At 53.2% G+C, this 21,354-nt stretch carries 18 protein-coding genes and 1 pseudogene; 7 read left to right on the forward strand and 12 right to left on the reverse strand.

What is annotated here, in order from left to right; translation table 11 throughout:
- Positions 1-21 precede the first annotated feature (21 nt).
- From J3P86_RS13775 to argH, 6 genes are all read right to left on the reverse strand, one after another.
- On the reverse strand, positions 22-906 hold the full coding sequence (locus J3P86_RS13775) for a polysaccharide deacetylase family protein (protein WP_434631100.1): 885 nt from the start codon (positions 904-906) through the stop codon (positions 22-24).
- Entirely contained in the window at positions 899-1,747 is an 849-nt protein-coding gene (locus tag J3P86_RS13780) for a polysaccharide deacetylase family protein (RefSeq protein ID WP_434698179.1), read from the reverse strand. The genes J3P86_RS13775 and J3P86_RS13780 overlap by 8 nt, the downstream gene beginning before the upstream one ends.
- A gap of 151 nt (positions 1,748-1,898) precedes the next feature.
- Positions 1,899-2,723, reverse strand: a complete 825-nt coding sequence (locus tag J3P86_RS13785; protein ID WP_434631096.1) for an ABC transporter substrate-binding protein — start codon at positions 2,721-2,723, stop codon at positions 1,899-1,901.
- 39 nt (positions 2,724-2,762) lie between these two features.
- A complete protein-coding gene (locus J3P86_RS13790; protein WP_434568409.1) occupies positions 2,763-3,527 on the reverse strand; it encodes an amino acid ABC transporter ATP-binding protein in 765 nt (254 codons plus the stop codon).
- Between the two features lie 10 nt (positions 3,528-3,537).
- Positions 3,538-4,416, reverse strand: coding sequence for an amino acid ABC transporter permease (locus J3P86_RS13795; protein ID WP_434568408.1), 879 nt, complete (start codon positions 4,414-4,416; stop codon positions 3,538-3,540).
- A 146-nt stretch (positions 4,417-4,562) separates the two neighbouring features.
- Positions 4,563-5,990: an argininosuccinate lyase gene (argH, locus tag J3P86_RS13800; RefSeq protein WP_434698180.1), complete on the reverse strand. Its 1,428-nt coding sequence runs from the start codon at positions 5,988-5,990 to the stop codon at positions 4,563-4,565.
- Positions 5,991-6,283: 293 nt separating this feature from the next.
- Here argH and J3P86_RS13805 point away from each other — a divergent pair, with 293 nt between their 5' ends.
- Positions 6,284-7,249, forward strand: coding sequence for a LysR family transcriptional regulator (locus tag J3P86_RS13805; protein ID WP_434631091.1), 966 nt, complete (start codon positions 6,284-6,286; stop codon positions 7,247-7,249).
- Between the two features lie 5 nt (positions 7,250-7,254).
- On the opposite strand, the gene J3P86_RS13810 is transcribed toward J3P86_RS13805, so the two are convergent.
- A complete protein-coding gene (locus J3P86_RS13810; protein ID WP_434698181.1) occupies positions 7,255-8,505 on the reverse strand; it encodes an MFS transporter in 1,251 nt (416 codons plus the stop codon).
- Between the two features lie 421 nt (positions 8,506-8,926).
- On the opposite strand from J3P86_RS13810, the gene J3P86_RS13815 reads away from it, so the two are divergent.
- From J3P86_RS13815 to J3P86_RS13825, 3 genes are all read left to right on the forward strand, one after another.
- Positions 8,927-9,574, forward strand: a complete 648-nt coding sequence (locus tag J3P86_RS13815; protein ID WP_434698182.1) for a hypothetical protein — start codon at positions 8,927-8,929, stop codon at positions 9,572-9,574.
- Positions 9,564-11,156 (forward strand): hypothetical protein, encoded by a 1,593-nt coding sequence (locus J3P86_RS13820; RefSeq protein WP_434698183.1) that lies wholly within the window; start codon positions 9,564-9,566, stop codon positions 11,154-11,156. The genes J3P86_RS13815 and J3P86_RS13820 overlap by 11 nt, the downstream gene beginning before the upstream one ends.
- A gap of 322 nt (positions 11,157-11,478) precedes the next feature.
- The gene (locus J3P86_RS13825; protein WP_434631083.1) at positions 11,479-12,423 is read left to right on the forward strand and encodes an ATP-binding protein; all 945 of its coding nucleotides are present in this window, start codon (positions 11,479-11,481) and stop codon (positions 12,421-12,423) included.
- Between the two features lie 2,354 nt (positions 12,424-14,777).
- Here the strand turns inward: J3P86_RS13825 and J3P86_RS13830 are convergent.
- Positions 14,778-15,899 (reverse strand): tyrosine-type recombinase/integrase, encoded by a 1,122-nt coding sequence (locus J3P86_RS13830; protein WP_434698184.1) that lies wholly within the window; start codon positions 15,897-15,899, stop codon positions 14,778-14,780.
- 78 nt (positions 15,900-15,977) lie between these two features.
- Here J3P86_RS13830 and J3P86_RS13835 point away from each other — a divergent pair, with 78 nt between their 5' ends.
- A complete protein-coding gene (locus J3P86_RS13835) occupies positions 15,978-16,853 on the forward strand; it encodes a DNA-binding protein (RefSeq protein ID WP_434631078.1) in 876 nt (291 codons plus the stop codon).
- Positions 16,854-17,132: 279 nt separating this feature from the next.
- Here J3P86_RS13835 and J3P86_RS13840 read toward each other — a convergent pair.
- Positions 17,133-17,336 (reverse strand): annotated as a pseudogene (locus J3P86_RS13840) (cell wall hydrolase); the annotation flags it as partial.
- Between the two features lie 210 nt (positions 17,337-17,546).
- On the opposite strand from J3P86_RS13840, the gene J3P86_RS13845 reads away from it, so the two are divergent.
- A complete protein-coding gene (locus J3P86_RS13845) occupies positions 17,547-18,566 on the forward strand; it encodes an acyltransferase family protein (protein WP_434698185.1) in 1,020 nt (339 codons plus the stop codon).
- Between the two features lie 54 nt (positions 18,567-18,620).
- Here the strand turns inward: J3P86_RS13845 and J3P86_RS13850 are convergent, their stop codons facing one another.
- From J3P86_RS13850 to J3P86_RS13860, 3 genes are all read right to left on the reverse strand, one after another.
- Positions 18,621-18,797 carry a hypothetical protein gene (locus J3P86_RS13850; protein ID WP_434698186.1) on the reverse strand — a complete coding sequence of 59 codons (177 nt, stop codon included), beginning with the start codon at positions 18,795-18,797 and terminating at the stop codon, positions 18,621-18,623.
- Between the two features lie 48 nt (positions 18,798-18,845).
- A complete protein-coding gene (locus J3P86_RS13855; protein WP_434698187.1) occupies positions 18,846-19,370 on the reverse strand; it encodes a DUF6088 family protein in 525 nt (174 codons plus the stop codon).
- A 444-nt stretch (positions 19,371-19,814) separates the two neighbouring features.
- Positions 19,815-20,288: an antitoxin Xre/MbcA/ParS toxin-binding domain-containing protein gene (locus J3P86_RS13860; protein ID WP_434631059.1), complete on the reverse strand. Its 474-nt coding sequence runs from the start codon at positions 20,286-20,288 to the stop codon at positions 19,815-19,817.
- Between the two features lie 84 nt (positions 20,289-20,372).
- On the opposite strand from J3P86_RS13860, the gene J3P86_RS13865 reads away from it, so the two are divergent.
- On the forward strand, positions 20,373-21,134 hold the full coding sequence (locus tag J3P86_RS13865) for a DNA-binding protein (protein ID WP_434631056.1): 762 nt from the start codon (positions 20,373-20,375) through the stop codon (positions 21,132-21,134).
- Positions 21,135-21,354: the final 220 nt, after the last annotated feature.

Raw genomic sequence — 21,354 nt, forward strand, 5'->3', positions numbered from 1 at the left:
GTGCAAATATCCTTATTCAGATCAAACGTGATCCCGATAATGCCGTTCATAAACCGCTGCGGGATGATCCTCGGCGACTGGCCCCGCGGTGTCTGACCACCATTGCGCGACCTCGGCGCCGGTGGCGATCCATACGTCATTGTGCCGTTGGATGCCCTCGATCAGTTCGCGCAACACGCCTATCCGTCCCGGCGTGGCGATGATTTCCGGGTGCAGGCGCAGCACGTAGCAGAGGCCGAACCGGTGAAAGCCGGCGAAGTCCATCTGCAGGTTGCCCAAGGTGTGGCTATAGGACGCGATCCGCGATTGCGCGGGTGGCACTGCCGGGCTCAAGTTGAAGGCGAAGTAAGGCTCGTCCTCCAGCTCATAGTGCAGCGGTACTTCAATGACGCTCGGTACGGTCGGGTGAGCGAATGGCAGGTCATCGCCGCGCCACGACGACGACCAGCGAATGCCCTGATCCCTCAAGGCTTCGATGAAGCCCGGAGCACCGTTGCCCGCCGGGATTCGAAAGCCGGTCGGGCGCTGGCCGGTCAGCCGGGCCAGGGTCTCGCAGCCCTTGGCGATATCGTCGCTTTGGGCGGCCAGGTCCAGTCTGTCGTAGTCCTGATGGCGATAGCCAGCGCAGGCGATTTCATGGCCGTCGGCCTGGATCGCCTGAATGTGCGCGGGGTTTTCCTCGGCAACGATACCGGGGACAAACCAGCTGGCGGACACCCCGAGCTGCTTGAACAGGCCGAGCATTCGCTCGACGCCACGTTGGGTGCCGTAGCGCCATACCGACAGCGTCTTGTCGCGCCCGGCGACCTCCGGGGCCTGGGTGAGGATGCCGTGGATGTCGTTGTAATCGACAGTCAGTACCACCGCGCAGCGATAGCCTTTCGGCCAGATAGGGGAGTCAGCCATGGTGATGCTCCTTCAGCCACCACTGGGCAACGTCGCGGCAGGTGGCGAACCACACGTCGTCGCGCGTGCGCATGTGCTCGAAGAGTTTTTCCAGTAGCAGGATGCGTCCCGGCTTACCGGTAATCTTGGGGTGGAAGAGGGTGGTCAAGCATAATCCCTCGTCCATTGCGCCGTCGTATTCGCGGCACCAGTTATCCAGGGTCAGCGCGTAGCTGGCCGTGCGGTCCAGCCCGGAAGGGAAGTTCGGCGCACGGGTATAGGCGAGAGAGGCGTAGTCGTCCATTTCCCAGCGACCGGGAATTTCCACCAGTGGCGTGTCGAACCCCGGCACGTTCACCAGGTATGGCCGGTCATCGCCGCGCATGCTGCTGGAATAGCGCACGCCGGCTTCCACCAGCATCGCCGGGGTTTCGGCGCGCCAGTCGCCGGACGGCGTACGAAAGCCTTCGGCGCGGATGTTCAGATGCTTCCAGAACACCTCGCGGCAGATATTCATCACGTCCTTTTGCTGATCCAGCGTCAGGGCATAAAAGGACTCGTGCCTGTAGCCGTGATAAGCCACCTCATGCCCGCGCTCGATGATCGCCTGGCACTGTCTCGGCCAGTTCTCCACGACCCAGGCCGGGACGAAGAATGTCGTCGGAATCTGGAACTCGTCGAGCAGGTCGAGCAGCCGCGGCAGCGCCCGATAAGGGCCATAGCCGCCGAAACCGAAGTACTCGGGCTTGCGCCAGATCGAGCCGTTGAGCATGGCATCACCGGTCGGACCATCGAGGTCGAAGGCCAGGGCCAGACAAGCCTTGTGCGGGCCGGGCCAGGTGGGTAGGTGTGAGGAAGACATCTGTAGTGCTCCGATAATTTCAAATACACACCCGATCCCCTGTGGGAGCGAGCTTGCTCGCGATGAGGCCGGCACATTCAGCATGTTCGGTGAATGAAACACCGCTATCGCGAGCAAGCTCGCTCCCACATTGGATTGTGGATCAGCTCCGTTACTTCCCGGCGTTAATGGTCACGGTCTTGATCGCACCCAGTTCCAGGTCCCATTTCTTGAGGATCGCCTGGTAGCTGCCGTCATCGATCATGCTCTGCAGCGCAACCTTCACCGCTTCACTGAGCTCAGGTTTTTTCTTGCTCACGCCCATACCGGTGAACTGCTCGGAGATCGGCAGGCCCACGGTCTTGTACATGTCCTTTTCCTGGGTCTTGAGGTAGGGCAGGGTTTCGCTGCCCTGCATGGCCGCATCGATGCGGCTCTGGCGCAGTTGCGCCCGGGCATCGGCCGAACCCTCGGTGCCGACCACGTTGATCGCAGGCTTGCCGGCGGCTTCACAGTTGGCTTTGCTCCACTCGGCGATCTCCGTCGGGAAAGTGGTGCGGCGGCTGGTGCCGACCTTCTTGCCACACAGGTCGATGATCGCGTTGGTGTCCTTGTTTTTCTGCAAGGTGTAGAACTGCGGCCCGCTGGTGAAATAGTCGACGAAGGTCACGCTGGCCTGACGTTCGGCGGTGTCGGTCATGCCCGACAGCACCATGTCCACGCGGTCGGTGGTCAACGCATTGATCATTTGCTCGAAGCCGGTCTCCTGCCATTTGATCTTCACGCCCAGGCGTTCGGCCAGAGCATTGCCCAGGTCGTAGTCAAAGCCGGTGAGGGTGTTGGTGGCCGGGTCCTTGAAATCCATCGGCGGGTAGTTCGGCATGATCGCTACGACGATTTCGCCCTTGGCCTTGATGCTGGCCGGCAATTGGGCGGCGAAGGAAAAACCGGATGCCATAACGCCTGCGAGTACTGCTGGAATAACGAAGTTCTTCATGGTCGTTCTCTTATGAGTGTTGTGAGCGCCAACGGGCGCCTAGGTTCGAACGGCAGAAATGAAGCTCTGGGTGCGAGGGTTTTGCGGACTTATTAGTATTTCTTCGGGGCTTCCAGCCTCCACGATCTGCCCGCCGTCCATGAACACCATGCGGTTGGAAACCTCGCGGGCGAAGCCCAGTTCATGGGTGACGACGATCATGGTCATGCCGGTCTGCGCGAGATCGCGCATCACCGACAGCACCTCACCGACCAGTTCCGGGTCGAGTGCCGAAGTGGGTTCATCGAACAGCATCAGCTTGGGGCGCATGGCCAACGCACGGGCAATGGCGACACGTTGCTGCTGACCACCCGACAGCTCGATCGGGTAGCTGTGGTGCTTGTCGGCCAGGCCGACGCGGGCAAGCAGCTCCAGGGCTTCTTCGTGCGCCTCTTTAGGTGAACGCTTGAGCACCTGGCATGGGCCTTCGATGATGTTTTGCAACACGGTCATGTGCGGGAACAGGTTGAACCGTTGGAACACCATGCCGGTGGCCAGGCGCTGGCGGGCGATCTGCGTTTCGTTGAGTTCGTGCAGCTTGTTGCCGACGATCCGGTAACCCACCAGCTCGCCATCGACCCACAGGCCGCCCTTGTCGATTTTTTCCAGCTGGTTGACGCAGCGCAGCAAGGTGCTCTTGCCCGAGCCGGACGGGCCGATAATGCACAGCACTTCGCCTTGCTCGACCTCGATGTTGATGTCCTTCAGGGCGTGGAACTGGTCGTAGTATTTGTTCAGGCTCACGGCCTTGACGATGCTTCTCATGTGCGGCTCCTCAAGAACGCTTGCCGGCGCCGCGAGCGAAACGACGCTCCAGCCGGCTTTGGCCAAAGGACAGGACGGTGACCGTGGCCAGGTACCAGATCCCGGCGACGATCAGCAGCTCCATCACGCGGGCGTTGGCGTAGTAGATGTTCTGGGCGTTGTAGAGCAGTTCCGAGTACTGGATCACGCTCGCCAGCGAGGTCATCTTCACCATGCCGATGAACTCGTTGCCCACCGGTGGGATGATGATCCGCATGGCCTGGGGCAGGATGATCCGGCGCAACGCTTGCAGGCGCGGCATGCCGATCGACTTGGCGGCTTCGTACTGCCCGGTGTCCACCGAGAGCAGGCCGGCGCGGACCACTTCGGCGGTGTAGGCGCCCTGGTTGATGCTCAGGCCAAACAACGCCGCCACGAACGGAGTCATCAGGCTCACGGTGTCCATTTCGAACACGCCGGGAATGCCGATGGTGGGGAAGATCAGCGCCAGGTTGAACCACAACAGCAACTGCAGAATCAGCGGCGTACCGCGAAACAGCCAGGTGTAGGTCAGCGCCACGTAGCGCAGGATCGGGTTGGCCGACATGCGCATGATCGCGGTGATCACGCCGAACACGATACCCAGCGCCATCGCCAGCACCGCCATGACGATGGTGTTGAGCAGCCCCCACATGATCGCCTCGGAGGTGAGGAACTGGCCGATGTACGACCATTCGATCTTGCCTTCGGCGAAGGCGCGCACCAGGCCGATGAGTGCGATGACGATCACCGTGGCGAAGAAGATCCGCCCGTAATAACGCCGGGGCACATGATCGTACTGGGTAATGTCGAACTGGTTTTCCGCCAGCTTGCGCTCCGCCTGGAGTCGTTCTGCCTGTGTCTGGCTCATGTGGTTCTCCGTACGCTTTTTTCAGATCCACCACATTCCCCTGTGGGAGCGAGCCTGCTCGCGAATGCGGTGGGTCAGTCAACATTGATTTAATCGGGATACCGCGTTCGCGAGCAGGCTCGCTCCCACACGTTTTGCGTCATGACCTAAAGGCGGAACCCGTGGTATTCCTCGGTCCACGTTTGCTGGGCGGCGAGGGCGCTTTTCAGCCGACCAAGCTGTTCACGCACCCGTTCTGGCGCGGTGCCACCCCAGCCGCTGCGGGCGGCGATGGCAGCTTCCAGGGTCAGGCTTTCGCGTACTTCGGGGGTAAGGCGCGGGTCGATTTCCGCCAGCAGTGCCGGGGAGGCTTCCCACAGTTCGATAGCGTGTTTCTCGCAAGCCTGGACCAACGCACCGGTGATCTCGTGAGCCTCCTTGAACGGCACGCCGCGCACCGCGAGCCAGTCGGCGACTTCGGTGGCAAGGGTAAAGCCCAGCGGTGCCTGGCGACGCAACTCTTCAACGTCGACCTTCATCGTTGCCACCATCCCAGCCATGGCCGGCAGCACCAGCAGCAAGGTGTCGACGCTGTCGAGCACGCCGTGCTTGTCTTCGCTCAGGTCGCGGTTGTAGGACAGTGGCAAGGATTTGAGCGTGGACAGCAGCCCGGTCAGGTTGCCGATCAGGCGACCGGCCTTGCCCCGTGCCAGTTCGGCGATGTCAGGATTCTTTTTCTGCGGCATGATCGAACTGCCGGTGGCGTAGGCATCGTCCAGCGCGATCCAGCGAAACTGCCGCGACGACCACAGGCAGAATTCTTCGGCGAGGCGCGAAATGTTGATGCCGAGCATGCTGGCGATGAACAGGAACTCGGCGACGTGATCGCGGCTGGCCACGGCGTCGATGGAGTTCTCGCAAACACCGCTGTAGCCCATCTCCTTTGCCGATTGCTGAGGTAAACGAGCGATCGCCGAACCGGCCATGGCCGCCGCACCGAGTGGTGACAGCGAAGTGCGCGCGTCCCAGTCCACCAGGCGCTGCACGTCGCGCAGCATCGATTGGGCATGGGCCAGCAGGTGATGGGCAAACACGATCGGCTGTGCCTGCTGCAGGTGAGTAAATCCGGGGCAGATGCTCTCGATGTGCTGCTCGGCCTGGTTCACCAGCGCTTGCTGCAAGCCCAGCACTTCAACGGCCAGGGTACGTACGTGGTCCCGCAGGAACAGCCGCAGATCGTTAGCCGTCTGGTCGTTGCGCGAACGCCCGGCCCGCAGCTTGCCACCGAGTGCACCGAGGCGTTCGGTCAGCAGCCGCTCGATGAACGTGTGGACGTCTTCATCATCCAGGGTCGGGGCGATGATGCCGGCGCGGTAGTCCGTGCCGATGCGCTCCAACGCGTCGAGCATGGTCAGGGTTTCTTGCTCGTTCAGCAGTCCGGCACGCTGTAATTCCCGAGCATGGGCCTTGGAACCGGCGAGGTCGTACGGCGTGAGCCGAAAGTAGCGTTCAGGGCAACGGGAGAGGGCCGCCAAGGCTTCGGAAGGGCCGCTTTTGAAACGCGCCCCCCAGAGACGGTCGGTGGGTTGGGACATTGTTGTTTTCCTCGTCGGTAACGCGAACTGAAACGGGCACTCCAGGTCGCAACATCGCCACAAAACAAGCGAACGAAGTCAGGCCAGAGCAGTTTTCAAGAGGGCAGTTGCATCGGTGCGAGTGCTGATCGAAGTGTCAGCTTTTAATGTTTTGCGATCAGCGCCTTGGCACTGATGTTCTGGATTTATTGGCGGTTGCCAAGCCTGGTTTTCTGTGTTCATTATTATTAGGCCAGCGTGTTTTTGTTGTGGGCACAGGTTGTTGAATTGGGCGTCAGAGGTAAATAAGCATTATGGAAACCCCACTTTCCAATTCCGGAAACCCGCCGCCGAAAATGCCGCAACGGGCACCGTTAGCCCTCAGCGGGCTGGACTTCAAACTGCTCAAAGTGTTCAAGGCCGTGGTCGAGGCAGGGGGCTTCAGTGCCGCCCAAAATGAGCTGAATGTGGGATTGGCTGCCATCAGCAAACAGATTTCTGACCTGGAAATCCGCATCGGCATGCGCCTGTGCACACGCGGGCGCGAGGGCTTTCACCTGACGGAAGAGGGGCGCCTGGTGTATCAGGCGTCAATCGATTTATTTGCCTCGGTCGACAACTTTCGCGATCGCCTTAGTTCAGCGCAAAACGAACTTGTCGGTGACCTGGGCGTGGGCGTTATCGATAATACGATCTCTGACGTAAACTCCCCGTTAGTTGCCGCGCTCAGGCGCATGAACGAACAATCGCCGAAGGTCAGGTTTCAACTTCAGGCCAGCCAACTCGACGAGGTTGAAAGAGGCGTCGTCGAGGGGCGGCTAGTGGCGGGAATCGTGCCGATCTATCAAAAACGCGAGGAGTTCGACTACTACGAGCTGTACGAAGAACGCTCGGAAGTCTATTGCGCCCTCGGCCACCCGTTATTCAGCATGGCGGAGGCGGACATGGGCGAGGATGTGCTCAAGGCCCACGAGTGCATCAACCATCGTTACGCGATTCATCGCGACAAACTGAAGTTTGCTCACTACGACAGTTTTTCTGCCTCGGCCACCCAAGTGGAAGCCGTTGCGCTGCTGATCAAAACGGGGCGTTTCCTGGGATTCCTGCCCCAGCATTACGCCGCGCCGATGGTGGCGCGGGGCGAGTTTCGCGCGGTACGGCCGGACCTGATCAACATCGTCACCCCGTTCAGTCTGATCCTGCGTCACAACACGGTGCGCAGTCCGCTGGTCAAGGCGTTTGCCCAAGCACTGGGCGTGGATTTGAAGGCTCCGGTCTGACTGCTCTAGGCGCCTGGGCTCATCTCGACTCGATCAACTTTGATGCCTTCTGAACGCTGCATGGTTTCCGGAACCCCAACCCATAACAGCAAAAATGCCGCTCCGGCGACTCCAGCAAGTGTCAGGAATGCCGCATCGTATCCCGCCGCTTCAACCACAAATCCCGACAGACCATTGCTCAACGCCGCACCGAGGCCAAACACCGTTGTGAGTGCGCCGAGGCTGATATTGAAATGGCCGGAACCGAGCGTTAGATCCTTGACCATGACCGGGAACAACGCGCCGAAAAGACCGGCGCCGACACCGTCGAGCAGCTGTATCGCGACCAACCAGTACGGATCATCCGACAAGGTGTAGAGCAGACCGCGCAACGGCAGGATCAGAAAACCCGCCAACAGCAGCGGCTTGCGCCCCCACTGATCGGCTTTGGCGCCAGCCAACAGCGCCATCGGCACCATGACCAGCTGCGCCGCGACGATGCAGGCGGAGGTGAGCGGGGTGGCCATGTGCAGATTGGCTTGCGCAAGCTTTTGGCTCACCAGCGGCAGCATGGCGGCATTCGCCAGGTGGAACAGCGCGCAGCAAACCGCAAACATCAACAACGGTCGGTGGCTGAGCAACACGGCAAACCCGGAGGGCTGAGGGTGATCGGGGCCACGAGGTTCGAGACCGCGAGCCAAATCATGGTCGATCGCTTCAGCCGAGACGAACGCCACGGCACACACGCTTGCCAGCGCCATGACCGCCATCAGGTAAAACACCGCCACCGGACCGAACAGGTAAGCAGACAAACCGGCCAGCAACGCCGCGCAGGCGTTGCCGGCATGGTTGAAAGTTTCGTTGCGCCCGGTTCGCCGCGTGAAAGCGCGAGGACCGGTGATGCCCAGGGTAATTGCCGAAATGGCCGGGGCAAAAATCGATGCGGCCACCGCACTCAGGGCCTGCGTAAGCGCCACCAGGCTGAATGACGAGACGAAAGGCAACACCAGGCAACTGGCGGTCACGACCAGCGCGGCGATCACAATCAGCGCGCGCTTGGCACGGCTGCTGTCCACCAGCGCTCCAGCGGGCGTCTGCGTGATCAGGGCCGCGACGCCAGCAATCGTCATCACCACGCCGATGCTCGCCGGGTCCCATTGATGCACCGCCAGCAAGTAAATCGCCAGATACGGCCCGAGACCGTCGCGCACGTCGGCGAGAAAGAAGTTGAGGCTGTCCAGCGACAGGTTGTTGCGGCGATCCAGATGAGCAGTCACGGGGGGAGTCTTTACGAAGTGAGGTTCGGCGAAATTGACTCAACCTCGGCGAGGTTAGAGACCGGTGCGGTGGGGATTAGTTGCAGGGAGCACCCAGAAGAAAATAACCGAATTTCATCTAGATAAAAAATATTAACGAAAACAATTGATAAAACATTAATTTGCTTGGTTTTCTAGAAAATTTTTGTTAAAAGCAATTCCGGCGTTGATTGTCGCAGCAGAAGAAGGGAAGCAATCTATTAAATAGAGGTGGGCTATAGAGATCGCCGATTACGATTGATTTTTTTACCAGAGGCTGTGCACAACTTGCACTATAGGTAACAGCTGTCTACCTTTAGGAGCATGGATCTATCTGGAATGCCCCAATCATAAGGAATTGAGATAAGGATCAGCATATCCACAACCTATAATGGGGGTGGTTATGCCTAAGCGTGGCAGAACATCATATTTTACCAATCGTGGAAAGCATTTTGGAAATCTCTGGGCTGTATACAGCTTTAGGGCCAAAGATGTGTTATTGCTTTCCACTGACAGGCAGCTGGCGCACTGGCTTTTATACTTAGAGTTCTCGTCTTCCATTGCAAGCTTTAGTTTTAAGAGTGGGACTAAGGAGTTTTCTGAAAAACCAAACTATATCTTGAATTATCATGCTGAGGTTTTGCCCTTAGAGGGTTGTAATGAGCTGCATTATCTACAAGTGGAAGGGAACACGGAGTCTTGCGCAGAAAAAATTCTTGTGGCGAGAAAATATAAATATAATTACCGCGAGTTCAATGATGAAGATTGGCTCCCACGCCGAGACAAAATACTCCCGCTTCTTAAAGTCGCTAGTTATCTAGCAGGAAGCCGAAGTCTATACATCCCGCCAACACTGCTGGAAAAAGCGCTCCATTACATTCTAACACTCCGTTCGGGGACCTTACGCGGTTTTTTATCAGCGCTAGCGGATTATGAAAAAAATCTAATCTTGGTGGTTTTTTCGCGAGCCTATTCGGAGCGTTTGATCTCAGTCGACTTTGAATTGAGCTTTTTCAGCCAAGACACGCACTGGAGGTTAAATGAAATCTAAAATCACACAAGAAAGAATTTCCTTCGTTGGATTCCAGAAAGTAGACGCCTCCGCTATGGACGACGATGACCGAGCTCTATTTCTAAGGAGAAAAAAGGCGATCGATATGAGACTGGAAGGCTACACGGGTAGAGAAATTCGAAACCAAACCGGCATAAGTGAGAGCGAGGTTACGCGTTTATTCAAGCGTTATACATTAATGTTAGTGGAAGGGCTATTTGTCGGAGAGGCGGGTTTGATACCGCACTCGCGTGTCAGCTGCAATGTCAGACAAAAAGCACTACCGGTTAAACATACCGAAGGGCAGGGAGGGCTTTCCGGCGCCTTGGGGTATACGCTGAAAAAACACCCACGAATAGCTGTTGAATTTGAACGGCAGGTATTTCGCGAGGAATTTAAATTTGGTCACGGGGCTCATTACGATAAAAAACATCTTTGCGCGGTTTTTTATTCCATTTGTAGAAATGAAGGCGTACAGGAAGACGAGTGGCCACTCAATCAACCGCGCGGGGCACGGAGGACGATAACAAAACTCATTAATGAAATTCTGGCGAGCGACTTTAAAAGAGCATCTCTTGCCACTGGGGGAAGGCTTGCATTAACCCACTCCAAGGTGGGTACGGGACACGCTCGGCTTTTTGATAACTATGATGTCTTTGACCTAATTGAGATTGACTCGTATCATGTAGATTCTTTTTTTTTACTTAATATCACGGGTGACAGGCGCAGCCGAACGAAAGACGTCATTAGTCGCATTTGGATGATTGCGGCCGTATGTAGAAGAAGTAACGCGGTACTCGCTATAAAATTCATTTTTTCCAGTGAAATAAGAGCTCAAGACTTAGTCGATCTGATTTGCGAAGCTTATTCGGGTGGCTGGAAACCTCGTCAAACATTGAGCGTACTTGATTTAAAATATTCGAACGCTGCTGGAATGCCGGGGCACTCGTTTCCTGCTCTAAAAAACCATATCTGGGGAGCGGTATGCTTGGATAATGCGATGCAGCATCATGCTAATCAAGTATATGAGTTAGCGTTGCATGCGGTCGGATTTGGCATAAATTTTGGTCCTCTTGAGCAGCCAGCGCGAAGGTCTAAGGTTGAAGCGCTCTTCAAGCGTATTTCATCAAGGGTAATGCATCAAATTGAATCCACAACCGGATCTTCGCCTGGAGATGGGCGTGCAGAATCGCCAGAACAAGCCGCAATCTATTATCAGATTGATGTTGATGATGCACTGGAAGTGATGGACGTCTACGCAGCTAATTACAATGGTACTCCCCAAGGAGGATTGAACAAAGGTAACAGCCCCTTGGAGATACTATCTGATTATTGTAGCGATCTGAACGTGCTGTTGCCCGCTTCCTCTGAGGTATATCTGAATAACATCGCATTGGGCAGCACTAACCGAAAGGCACGGGTGACGGGTAACATAGAGAAAGGTATTAGACCTCGAATCAAACTCGACCAAGCTATTTATACCAGCCCAGATTTAGCAAAATCCCGCGGGACTTATAGGAAAAATATTGACGATTCGGATAGCACCCAACGACTATCGGTACGTAGAAGCCTATCTACCTGATGGAGTTTATTTCGGTACGTTGATAGTGGAGGCCGCTTGGCGAAAGATTAAACACAGCGTGACTACCAGGCGATTAGTGAACCGAGCTCTCTATAAGCGAGAGTTTGAAATTATGGAAGGCGAAAACCCTGTTATTGCGTGGCAAAGGCATATGCAAATGAATGCCAGTCCTAAAACAAATCGTGAACTGCAGCGGCTCAAGGAGGAAACCAAAGGGCATCTTAGGGAAGAGCCGTTATATTTGGTAGAGGAGGAGATGCCACACACACAGGTAATGAATGAGCGATGGAAAGATCTTGGTATTCTTAAATAGGTACTGAAGATGGATCATTCTCACCCAATTTTGAGTAGAGAGTACAGGCTGAACACACCTGCTTTGCTTGCAGTGGTTCAAAACGCCTGTTTCAAGGTGCTCATGCGGAAAACAGGTGTTGTTTATACCGGAGAGCCAAGAGTTGGTAAAACTGTGTGTTGTGAAGCGCTCCTTGAAGAAATACCCAAGCGGTTTCCGAATATCTACGTTTTTATGATACCCGCGACGAACAAGGATGCGTCATCGCCTCGCTACTCCTCAATCGTGCATCAGCTTATTGAACAGGAAGGTATTACTCCCAAAGCGCGAGCTACATTTATTCAGCGTCAATCAATGTTGGTAGAGCGACTTAAGACTAGAGCCGAGGCGCGACACGCGAAGCAAATAGTGCTACTTATTGATGAGCTTTCAAGATTATCGATCGGTGACTTTAAGCAACTTGCTGATATCTACAATAAGCTTCGGGCTGACAAATTCACACTGACCGTTATATCGTTTGCAATGCCATCCATAGAAAAAGTTGCAGAAGATTTTCTTCGCAACGATGACAGGCATATAATTGGGAGATTTTTGTCCGATATCCGTCCTTTATATGGCGTAACAACAGCGGCGCAACTTACGCAGATAATGCGTCTCTATGATGACAACCTAGAGGAAAAACCTTTTAGTCATGGCTTCACAAGAAATGTGCTTCCGAAGGCTTATGCGGATGGCTTTAGAATTACAAACCTTGCGAGCGATGTATGGCGGGAAATGTCTCGCGTTTCCTCTGGAAATTATGTGAATAACTTGCCGATGGAGCACGTTGCGCAAGTTATTGCTTATCTATTCGTGATCTTGGGGTGTGACGACTCTTGCTCTCTTGTGGTGCCTCCGGATCTAGTTGAAGAAGCAGTGCGTGAAAGTAACTTCAAGGAGTTCTGCAGAAAAATTACTGACTGGAAGGGGGGGTGATGAGAACCTTATTCTATCCCGAGTGTGGTCCAATGCCTTACGAGTCTATTCTGTCCATCTACTTGAAACTCTCCCACAGTAATTTTATAGAGTTAGCCGACCTTCGAAGGAACCTTGGTGGGCTTTGGACAAATGGCGAAAGCGGCCGCCTGCTCATCAATTATAAGATAGAAGAATGTCTAGAGAGGGAAATTCACGAGATTGCGCATCACCTGCCATGGAAGTATGCGCCTGCGATCGCACTGAGTAGTCCAGCATCTGCGCTAAGATTCTGCGCTGAATGCGTGAAATTTGGTTACCACTCCGTGTTTAATTCGATCCAATTTCATCGCATGTGTCCTTTACATAAACGAGCGCTAAGCTTGGCATGCGTTACCTGCCGACAGCGTTTCCTGAAAGGATTTACCACTTGTCAAACCATACCTAATACAATTGGGATCTGCAGCACCTGCGGATTTCAAGATATGGGACTTCGCGATGAAATAAAAAAGCGTCGCGCACCTGGACTTGCGATTGCGTTAGAGCATTTCGGAAGAGCCCAAGCTCGATGGTATCAAGAAATTTACAGTTTCCATGCCCGTGAGCCTGGCTATAGCGAACTTTATTATCAGTCAGAGTTGGGGCGTGCTGAGCTTTCAGGGCCGTGTGAACGTTTCTTCAATATGCATAGTCCGGAAAAACTCTCGGGTCGTCAATACATCTCGCCTCCGATCACTTGTGTTGGAAGCTTCAGGACCTACCTGCATTGTCGTTTATATATGGCCGCTTCAAGATTTGCTTTGGGAGACCATCTGAGATTGCACTCGCAAATTGAAATATTGATTCGCGTAAAAGAACGGTACTTGGGGAAACACGCCGATTGTTGTCGCGATATGTGTAAGATAGCAGACTATCCTGATGGAAAGTTAGTTATAAGACCAATGTGCTCTGTAGCGACGGCTTATATTCTTCTTTGCATGAAGGCTCGCTATAATGTTTGGCCGTCCCCTGGAAGTATTTGTCAAGATTTTTCGTTGTTGGCGTCCTTAGGCAGTTCCGCGCCCTCTTTTGTATCTTGCTGGACCTATCGTGAGGCGGTACTGGTATTTTTTACAATCTTAGCGCGCTTAGAGTACTACGTTTCTGAGGGGGCCAACTTTTTTGTAATCTGTAGATCTGAAACGGTCTATTTCCCAAGCCGGCGCGGCTTGACCGTCTTGAGGAAAGCCTCGTACAAATTCCGTTTTAGCTGTCGGATCCCCTCTGAGAAACTTTTAATAGCTCGCGATGGATTGGGGGGAGCTCTGATGATCATATGCACTCCGCAACGAGACCACGCTGACCCTCACTCTAAGTTAAAAACGCTTGTCGTTTAGTGTGGACGCGTTCAGATATTCTACCTTTAGGCTACCGAACCGATATTTTAGTGATCGGCCTGTTCAATCAGTAATTTTGTTTGCTAAATTCTGCCTTATTTCTTTCAGGCTCTACTTCGATGCCAAACTGTGAATACTGCCGTCAACCAGGCCCCTTAACGAAGGAGCATTTATGGCCAACCTCCCTGCACAGGCGGCTCCATGCTGTCAACCAGCAGACAAAAAACATTTTCTGGCTAAGCAGGCTACAGCGCGAAATTTCAAACGAACCACAAATACGTGATGTATGCGCGTATTGCAACAATGTCACGCTTTCCACGCTCGACGATTATATGTGCAGGCTTTTCGACTCTGCTTTCACCAGGATCGTGGAGCGCTACGCAGAGGTCGTATTCGAATACGACTACCACCTTCTCAAAAGGTGGCTACTGAAAATGAGTTACAATTCCGCACGGATACACAATTCACCTGACCGCGGCGCCCTTAAATGCGTTCTTCCGTATATTTTAGGCGCTGACCTTCGAATGGGCCGCTCAATACAACTTTTCGTCCGCCTCGTACATCCTCAAGTAATTTCTGAGAGCGAGACTAGCAAGGATGGCGACCCGCAAACGAAGGTCGTGATTGACCCGTCAATACATAGATTGGGGCATGTGATATTTCGAGCCCATGGAATTGGGCAAAAGACCCTTAGGGCGATTCATCTACGCTCCTATACTTTCTACCTTGCATACTGGCAGCCCGGAAATGGGCGGGCAGAGCAACAAGATTTCGCGGAGATATTCAAACAAGGGATGCCTGGCGTACAACTCCTTCGCCCCTCCGACGAAAAGATCAAACTTTTCTGCGATGGCATCGGTGCGTGGGATTCACTTAAGGATGCCCGTAATGCCCGTTTTTCCTCTGCGGTTGATGCATAACGACTCAACTTAGCTATGGCCAGAAATGTGGGGCAGGACGAGGAAGGAGCTGACTTGTTTTCCGTTATAGTGGAAAGCGTTAATTTTTCCCAGTTATCCCAATCTCTTCTGTCGGGGCGACAGCAGGTATCAACTCAGTGGCTCGGCTGCCCAACAACGAGCCTGCCTGAAAATAGCCCATTACCGAGCCGACGCTACGGTGCTCAGTCATGGCCATCACCTCGCCGAGCGGCACTCCCTGCCGTCCGGCTTCGGTTACAAAGCCAGAACGCAAGCTATGCGCAGCCCAGTCCCCCTCCAGTCCGGCCATTTTGGCTCGGCGCTGGACGATGCGCGCGACCTGATCGGCCGACAGCGCTGTAGCGCCCACCTTGTTGCCTTTGTGCAGGCGACGGAATAGCGGTCCACTGCTTGCGGGTGCCGCCGCCAACCAAGCGGCCAATGCGATTGCCGCCGGCCCGCGCAGCGGCTTCTCACGGCGTACGCCACCGGTAACGGTCTTGGTGGTGCCCAAGGCATACATCCAAGTGTCGGCATCCAGTCGGCGAACATCGTCCACTTGCAGTCCAACCACTTCCGAGCGCCGACGACCGCCGCCGCTCCAGGTCAGCAGGAGCAGCGCGCGATCACGAACCCCGCGCACGCCGTCGTCACAGGTGGCGAGCAGCGCCTGCAATGGCTCGAGCACGATCGCGGTTTTCTTACGCACGTTCACGCCCTGGCGCGATTGTGCCTTGCGTGCTTCGCGCAGCAGTGTTTTTAAAGCCGGCGCTTCGGTCGGGCTGTCCCACTCATTGATTCGGTGCCATTTACCGAGTACCGCCAAGCGGTGACTGACGGTATTGAACGCCAGTGGTCCCAGCTTGCTCTTGACCCGGGCGGTGACCAAGGCGGCGTCGATGCCGGGCGGCAATAGGTGCGCCCAGCCGCCACCTGCCAACGGCCGTGCTAGGTGATCGAGGACAAACTGCACGGCTACAGTTGGGGGAAGGGGCGCATCGCCCAACGCCTGGCCAAAACGCAGCTGCAACCAAGCCGACCAGTAGGCGAGGGCGCTGCGGTAACTGCGTACAGTATTTGCCGCGGTGCCGGCGGCAATAAACGCCGCCGCTGCTTCCTGAGCGTGGAGCGCCAAGGATTGCAGGTCCAACGGCGTTTCGTCGACCAAGGTCAATTGATCTGTAATATTCAATACGTTCAACGTATGATAATTCCACTATATAGAAATTAAGGTCGGATAACATTCTATTATCAGACCTAATATAGCGGGAGATGAGTCATGGCAGTAGGGGTGCCGGAAAACGACGTGTTTGCCGCGGCGGATGCCGTCTTGGCGCGCGGTGAACGCCCGACGGTCGAACGTGTGCGCCTGGAACTGGGACGCGGCAGCCCTGCGCGAGTCGGCGGTTTGCTTGACCATTGGTGGGCGCGCCTTGCTGAACGGCTGAACGGCGAGACCCGCCTGCCGGCACTTCCCGGCGAGGTGTCGCAGGCCTTTGTCGCGGTATGGCAGCAGGCGATTCAACTGGCGCAGGGCGTCGTCGAACGGGGTTTGACCGAGCAGCGGCAAGTGCTCGATGCTGAACGTGAACGGATTGCGGCGGCGGAAGATCAAGCGCGTCAGGACATGGCCAAAGCGCGCCAGCAAGTTTCCGACGCCGTCGCTGGGCGTCAGGCTATGGAGCTACGTTTGGCTGACTTGGAACTTCTTCTTTCTCAACGTCAGAGGCAGATCGAGGATCTGCAGCAGCAACGGGAGAGCTTGGTGCACGAGCGCCGCGAAGCCCAGCAGTACAATCAGGTATTGCAGCAGGAACTACAGGCGTTGCGACTCACGGTCGAGCAGGAGCGAATCACACAGGAGAACTATTTGCGTGGATTTGAAGATCGGGCTCACAGAGAGGTTGATCGGGCCCGGGAAGAGGGCAAAGCCGCAGTAAGCCAATTCAAAGTAGCGAGTCGAAAAAATGACGACCTACAACGAAAACTGGAGTCGGCCCAGGACGAGCTCAGTCAAGCAATGCAGCGCGCCGCGGCACAACTCGCGCGGGCTGAAACCTTGGAGCAGCAGTTGAAACAGCTGCGGCAGCTGCCCGAGGCCAAGCGCAAACCGCGAGTTAGAAGAAAATCTGCATCAAGCAGTCCAAAAGACTGATCGCAGGGTGTCAGCTAACGGCCAGAAGCGGTCACTTCAACTCGCACGTTGGCCGTTAAGTTCGAAACGCTCGTGTCCACCGCCGCACTTCTTTTGATACCATCGCGCCATCAGAAAGGAGGCAAGCATGGCCAATCGGAGTGCTATTCCAGTTCCGCAAGCTACTGATTTTCATAAGCTAGAACCCCGCGTTTTTACTGGGCCGCCTTTTAGGTTGCGGAACGCTTTTTTTCCAAATGCTTCGTTAAGGTCTGCGAGGCTCGGCAAATTTCAGACAAAGTCTCCCTTGTTCCAGCAGCTGAACTGGTACGGCTTCTGGCGCACGCCGGCGTATCCCTCCCCCCACCAAGAGTTGGTCTTGCCGTCAAACACTCGGTTGCGAATCGCACAAGCCACAGCGATCTGGCCGGCCAGGCTTTCGCCGCGAGCCTCACCCCACAGGGTCTGGGCAAGGATGTTACGATCTCTTTCAGTGACGATCATGCTTTTCTCCAGGCAACAATAAACCCGTTCAATGGCGGGTTGAGATGTTTACAAACTTTCGTGTAACCACGGAAATCTAACTGGTAAAGCCGCAATTCTATTTTTGCGGCGGCGCCAAACCCGAGCGTGTATAATCCTTAGCTTTTGTTTTCACTGACAAAAAATCGATGATTTAAATCAACTCGAAGCCTACAAGGAAGCTTTTCGCAAATGGGAAACAACTTAACACTTCAGAATATACAGTCCCTGAGATGGCTAGCTGCGGCACTCGTTTTTATGCAACATTCTATTTTTTTTGCAGGACAAACCACTGGAGACTCAATGATGAGTTTCAGGGGCTATAACTTCGGTGGCATCGGGGTATACGTATTCTTTATCATTTCAGGATTCGTTATTGCCATGCAAACAGAGAAAAAACCTTTGCAGTTTTTATTGCATCGAGCATTCAGAATATATCCCGCTTACTTTTCAGCCGTCGCACTGTCATTCGTTATTTTATACCTATTCTCTACTCAAACACCAAGCCTCAACACTGACTCACTTTCGATGCTATTAATTCCAACAGGAACACTCAACAGCTCATTTCAGATTCCTTACTGGACATTAATCTACGAAATTTTCTTTTATTCACTAATACTTTTGTTGATGGTTATTTTGAAAGGTAGGCAATCTCTGATAGATGGATCTATTTTGATTTGGCTTGCTGTCGTGATTTTCACCACCCAAATGGGACTAAAGCTAGACATACACGCGCCCTCGCTCAAAGACATTATTTTTTCACCCATGAATATCTATTTCATGTGCGGATATTTTCTTTCTAGAGTACTATTGTCAAACGATAATAAAATAGCTTTCTCGGGCCTATTGATAATTGCCGCCTCAGGAAGCTTTTTCCTATCAGTGCGGTATCAAGCAACTGTGTGCGCACTTGGTGTTTGTGCAATTGTTTTCTTTGCAAAATCGAAACCTTTCAAGAAGGCAATCAACAAACTTGGCGACTACTCTTATGGAATTTACTTAATTCATCTTCCTATGATCTATTGTATTTTCCTAGCAATGAGAGGTGCTGGCGCGAATTTTTCAATATCACTTTCAATGATGGTTTTGATTGCCTTGCCTATATCCATAGGATTCGGGAAATTAGAGCATATGATTTACAACCTGAAAATACGCCCAGCACTTAACTCATTCATAGCCGACAACAAATTTAACGCCATCAAGTCAGGATAACCAATGAGAGTTAATGACCGATACATAGGCCTCCACATTTGTTTATATTGAAAACTATTGCAGAATTTCAGCGACGTCAGGGTTTGCCAGGAGAAAGGCCTTCAGCTTTTCTAGTGGATCACTTACAACCACAATCGGTGGCGGATTGAGGAATGCGATGTGGCGCGGATCGTCATCCTCGATTTCGACAACATCAGGCCAATACTCACTATCTGGCTGAATGGCAAACATAGTGCCGATGATCTTTTTCTTCTGATCCGTGAATTTCGCAAAAATTTCTCAGACAACAAAAAACCCCGTAGATCGTTGATCTACGGGGTTTTTGATAGTGGAGGCCGAGGTCGGAATCGAACCGGCGTAGGTCAAAGCTAGGCCTGCTTGGCTACCAGCTTGCTGGAGACGTTGCCAAGATGAATGACGCAACCGCACCACCGCGTTAGCAATCTTAATTTCACGTGTCGATCCGCTGGTATAATAGGTCGGTAGAACCTGCATTTGAGTGCTAATTCCTAGCCTGCGAGCAGCTTCTACACCATGGACCTGGATGATCTCGCCCCTGCTCCTTGCGACTGCCTCCATGACTGCTATTGGATTCGCTCGAACCTTCTTACCAGTGTACGCGCTAATTTTAGGGCGCATATAGATGCCGCGAGCAATGCGCTCTAAAATGCCGCTCTGCACCAACCGTGACAGCGCTTTATCAACTGAGGTACGGGATCCCACCTCTGCGAACACTGCGTTAGTAAATGGCTTGCCCTTCTGCATGTGTTTGATACGCTTAGAGATATCCTTAGCGACAGACATGAATGCCTCCCTAACCCTTTTAATTCAGCCCTGAATTATACCCCGCCAATCTCAGCGCAAGCAGCAAAACATGAGCCTTCCGATCTTGGCGTTTTGATGAAGTGTTAATCATTGAGTTGCGCTATATGACCTTTTAGATGTGAATTCTGATCCTGTAGATTTTCTATTTTATTAAGAAGCTGCTGATTGACATAATGCTTGCAGATTGGGCTAATGAAAATGGGTGGACTGACCTAGACATCAGGGATTATCTGCACCTTACCTCCGAAAGGAGTATCTATAGTCTTCATCCGTTGCGTAGAAAGATCCTTGAACCTCCGTTCAGGTTGAAACCTTGGGGTCCGAGTTGCTGGAGCTGACCAAGAAAGGAAGGGAAGGGAAGAAAGGCGCCCGATAGCTTGCAGCCCTTCGTCACCGGCCAGGCATCCAGACCAAAGCGGCACGTTATTGATAGACCCCCAGTTCGACTCGTTCTAGGTAGTCTTCGACAGCTTGAAATCCGAGTGGGTTACCCACCAGATCAAGGGGGATGTTACCGTCCAAATATCTACAGGGCTTGGCAAGCCACTCCTCGGCAAGTCGCAGGGTGCCAAAAACAGTCATTGCGTGTTCGAGAACCTTTGCGTATTGAAAGGCTATCGCACTCTCAAAAACGCCAAGTCGACCAGTCGTGGTTTTATCGTTTTTACCTTGCATCGTTCGGCTAGGCTTACCAACGATCCGCTTGATGACGTTCCATGACAAGTAAAGCTCGGAAAGCGAAACCATTGAGTAAACGTCGCTCAACGCGAAACCCTCCTTAGCAAGCAAGAAAACGCCGAGCGGGCTAAGATTTTCAATGCTGACCCGGGTTAGGTATTCCGTTGGTTTCCGGGCCAAAGGTGTCGGTTTCTCTGCCTCTGTAAAAGGGTCTGCCATGGGACTGACTCCGCTGCAACGGATCACTAGATTAGCTCGATTCGATACTAAACGCACGAAAGACGCTCACCATGAGAGTTATAATTGCCAGTTGCCATCTCCAAAATCCGAATTGTAAGGGCAGGGAACAGCATGATAAATCCTAAATCAAATGTGCTCACATTAGAAAAAGTCATGTGCGCTGTTGCCGATTTAAAAAAACAAGGCCTTAAAATAACCATCAAGGCTGTACGAAATCAGACGGGTTATGGTTCATACACGACCATTTCAAAGTTTCTTAGAGAAGCGTCTTTGGTAGAGAAGGAAAATCTCTCTCCTAGTGAACGGCTCGCTCAGTTTCCAGATCAGATCAGAACAGCATTTCTGTCGGTTTACAAAGAACTAATCAAAGCTGCAAATGCTGAAGCAAACAAAAAACTCAACGAAATTCAGGAGATTGAAGAAAGACTTCGAAGCAGATGGGCAGCGAACATCAAGGAGAAAATTAGAGCGCTTCGAAGTCTGGAGATCGAAACAAATGCCTGCGCCGAACTCAGAGCTGAGCTGACACGAGCGACTCAAAACAACTTGCAAAATCAGGAGGTCATAACGAACCTTACCGCACGACTGGTTAAAGCGGAGTGTGAAAATGTGCAGCTGTTAGAACTAACGGAAAAGATGAAGAATGATATAAAACAACGTGAGAGGCACATTGAGTATTTCGAAAAGCAGGTACTTCAGCAAAGACACGCAGATAACCAGATGCATCTGCTTAAGGTTGCAAAACTCGAGCAAAACTTGATGAGTAGTCAGGCTCGCGTATTGGAGCTGTCGGTGGCATTAGTGGGGAAATCCGAAGACGGTTAAACCACGTGACCATACTGCTCAACAAATTTGCTAGGCGTTGCATTGAAGGTAAGATCCAAAATCGGGCAAAAAATCTGAATTTCGATCTTTAGGTCTCAAAAATTTCGATGTTCACTTCCGGGTACTGGTACTGGCGGATCCGGATTCTAAACGTCGGACGTAAACATCTCGTTTAACATAATATACATTATGCGTAACAACATGTTTCGCCTTGGCGGCC

The sequence above is a fragment of the Pseudomonas sp. D1-1 genome (assembly GCF_051132225.1).
Lineage (GTDB): Bacteria > Pseudomonadota > Gammaproteobacteria > Pseudomonadales > Pseudomonadaceae > Aquipseudomonas.